The sequence below is a fragment of the Gordonia sp. UBA5067 genome, assembly GCF_002414845.1.
Classification (GTDB): Bacteria; Actinomycetota; Actinomycetes; order Mycobacteriales; family Mycobacteriaceae; genus Gordonia; species Gordonia defluvii.
Genome location: NZ_DIAX01000016.1, coordinates 1 through 3,119, shown reverse-complemented (window position 1 = coordinate 3,119; position 3,119 = coordinate 1). Strand labels below are relative to the sequence as shown.

Here is a 3,119-nt window from a genome sequence, read left to right as displayed (position 1 = left end):
GGGCCGTAGTGGCCGTAGTCGGCCGGCCACCAGTCCTGTGACGACGTCATCAGCGTGGCGAGGTCGTGCTTCACCGCGGCGAGGTCGAGCGTGTTGAACTCCTTCGCGTAGTCGAAGTCGGCACCGAGCGGATTGGAGGCGGGGGAGTGCTGGTGCAGCATCCTCAGGCTCAACTGGTTGGGCCACCAGTGCTGGTTGGCGGTCGACCCAGCAGCAGTGTGGGCGGCGAGAGGGCCGCCCATCACCGGGCAGGTCTGCACGCTGTCGTTGATCTCGAGGGCTGTGTGGTCAGTCATTGCTGCTCCTTGTAACGGTCACGAAGGTCATGTGGTGGAACGACGGCACGACGGGCAGCGGCCCCAGTAGATGACCTCGGCCTCGTCGATCTCGAAGCCGTGGTCATCGTCGGCGGTGAGGCAGGGCACGGCCCCGACTGCACAGTCGATGTCGAACGTGCTGCCGCAGGTGCGACAGATGAGGTGGTGGTGGTTGTCGTCGACCCGGTTCTCGAACCGTGCCGGTGACCCCGCCGGCTGGATGCGGCGAACGAGGTGCTTGTCGACCAGCACACCGAGCGAGTCGTACACCGCCTGGCGAGAGATCGAGCCGATGACGGCGCGCACGTCGTCGGTGAGCTCGTCGGCCGTGGCGTGGGGGCGGGCCGACACCGCGCGCATGATGGCCAACCGCTGCGCCGTCACCTGCACGCCGTGGTGTCGAAGGAGTTGATCCACTTCGTCGGTCGTCGTCATGCCGGTTGCTCTCGTCACAGCGCTGATCTCACCACAGATTCCGGACTGAGTCAAGTACTGGACTGATTCCGGTATCGATGCATCGCTCCACGCCACAGGGATCGGGGGACACCAGTGGGGAGGGAGTGACGCAGTAGCGTGAGGCCGCGATTCAACAAGATCCTTTCACCGGAGGGGGAGAGGCACCGTGAACCCGAGTGCCGTCGACTACGTCGACACCGACCGCTACCCCATCGTCGAGGCCGGCCCGGCGCGCGATGCGCTGATCGCCCGGCTGCGCGGGGCCATCGAGGCCGACGGATGTGCGGTGCTGAAGGGTTTCGTGCGAGCCGAGCGCATCGCCCAGCTGGTCGAGGAGTGCGACCGCGTCGCCGTGCACGGGCATCGCAACTTCAGCCGCACGAACCCGTACTTCACGCAGGACCGGGCGGATCTCCCCGCAGAGCACCCGTTGCGGCGCTTCTACGACCGGTCGAACGCGTTCGTCCCTGCCGACAACTTCGGTCGGGGCAGCATCCTGCGTGAGATCTACGAATGGCCCGTGTTCGCACCATTCGTCCAGGCTGCGCTCGGCGAGCAGCGGTTCTTCCGCTACGCCGATCCATTGGCCGACGTCATCGTCAACACCGCCGAAGCGGGCAACGGCTTTCCGTGGCACTTCGACACCAACAACTACACCGTCACCCTTGCCATCCAGAACGCTGAGGTGGGCGGCGACTTCGAGTACAGCCCGCATCTGCGCACCCCCACCGACGAGAACTACGAGGGCGTGCAAGCCGTGCTCGACGGTGACGCCGGCCTGATCCGCACACTGCACCTCGAGCCCGGCGACCTGCAGATCTTCAAGGGCCGGTACTCCCTGCATCGTGTCACGCCGCTCTCGGGGTCGCAGGCGCGGTACGTGGCGATCTTCAGCTACGTCGAGGAACCGGGGATGGTCGGCAGTGCGGAGCGCACCGCCCAGCTCTACGGCCGCGTGCTGCCGATCCACGTCGAGCGCGCCGGAGTGCGCAGCGACGCACTGGTCGACTGACGGGGATGACCGGCACCAAGCACGCCCCGAATGGCAGGGCGACGATGAAAGCCGTCGTGACCACCGGCCACGGCGGCTACGACCGGCTCGACTATCGCGACGTTCCCGTGCCGGTGCCGCTGCCGGGCGAGGTCTTGCTGCAGGTGCTCGCTGCCGGGGTCAACAACACCGAGATCAACACCCGCCTCGGCTGGTACTCAGCGTCTGTTTCCACCGCCACCGCGGCTGTCGCCGAAGAGGCTGCGGGGGAGAACGTGGTCGCACGGTCCGATGGGGGTTGGAACGCGACCACACCGTTCCCGTTCATCCAGGGCACCGATTGCTGCGGCCGAGTGGTCGCGGTGGGGCCCGGTGGCGACGAGAGCACCATCGGATCACGTGTACTGGTGCGACCGTGCATTCGCCCGGCCGGGTTCGGGTCGATGGACAACGTGTGGATGGGTTCCGACTTCGACGGCGCATTCGCCCAGTTCGTGACGGCTCCGTCGTCGGACATCTTTCCGGTGATGTGCGACTGGACCGACGTAGAGCTGGGCTCGATCCCATGCGCCTACGGCACTGCCGAGAACATGGTGCATCGCGCAGGGGTGGCCAAGGGTGAGCACGTGCTGGTAGCCGGCGCGTCCGGTGGGGTCGGCTCGGCAGTGGTGCAACTCGTCAAGCGGCGTGGCGCCACGGTCACCGCGATCGCAGGGAGGGCGAAGATGGACCGGGTGCGGGCGATCGGGGCGGACGACGTCATTGATCGAAGCGACGATGTCGTGCTCGCGCTCGGCGCGGAGTCGATCGATGTCGTCATCGACAACGTCGGGGGGCCATCGTTCCCCGGCATGCTGAAGGTGTTGCGGCGAGGCGGACGCTACGTGTCCTCGGGGGCCATCGGCGGCCCGCTGGTCACGCTCGACCTGCGTACCTTCTATCTCAAGGATCTCCGGCTGATCGGTTGCACCGCGTGGGATGAGCCGGTGTTTCCCAATCTCGTCGGCTACATCGAGCGAGGCGAGATCCGTCCACTCGTCGCCAAGACGTTCCCACTGGAACGCATCGCCGACGCGCAGCGCGAGTTCCTGCAGAAGCACCATGTCGGCAACTTCGTCCTCATCCCACCGTCCGCCGGTCACTGACGAGTTGACGGGCGTCGCGCTGCACGCGGGTCGGGGCGGACAACGCTTCGTCGGGTGCCGTCCAAGTGAGAGGATCTCCGTCGCGAATGTCAGTGATCACCTTCCGGCGGAACCGGAGCCAGCTCACTGCGCTCGCCACTGAACGATCAGCCAATCCCGGTCTCTGACCCGGAGTGCTCGCGCACCCCACATTCGCATCTCACGAAGGAC

General features: G+C 66.5%; 3 protein-coding genes and 1 pseudogene. 2 read left to right on the top strand and 2 right to left on the bottom strand.

Features of this window, described 5'->3' with window-relative positions:
- Both B4M62_RS02595 and B4M62_RS02590 read right to left on the bottom strand, forming a co-directional pair.
- Positions 1 to 242: pseudogene (locus B4M62_RS02595) on the bottom strand (catalase-peroxidase); the annotation flags it as partial.
- A gap of 81 nt (positions 243 to 323) precedes the next feature.
- On the bottom strand, positions 324 to 752 hold the full coding sequence (locus tag B4M62_RS02590) for a Fur family transcriptional regulator (RefSeq protein ID WP_290704738.1): 429 nt from the start codon (positions 750 to 752) through the stop codon (positions 324 to 326).
- 187 nt (positions 753 to 939) lie between these two features.
- Here B4M62_RS02590 and B4M62_RS02585 point away from each other — a divergent pair, with 187 nt between their 5' ends.
- Complete coding sequence (locus B4M62_RS02585; protein ID WP_290704735.1) at positions 940 to 1,785, top strand: HalD/BesD family halogenase; 846 nt, start codon at positions 940 to 942, stop codon at positions 1,783 to 1,785.
- A 5-nt stretch (positions 1,786 to 1,790) separates the two neighbouring features.
- Complete coding sequence (locus B4M62_RS02580; protein WP_290704732.1) at positions 1,791 to 2,909, top strand: alcohol dehydrogenase family protein; 1,119 nt, start codon at positions 1,791 to 1,793, stop codon at positions 2,907 to 2,909.
- Positions 2,910 to 3,119: the final 210 nt, after the last annotated feature.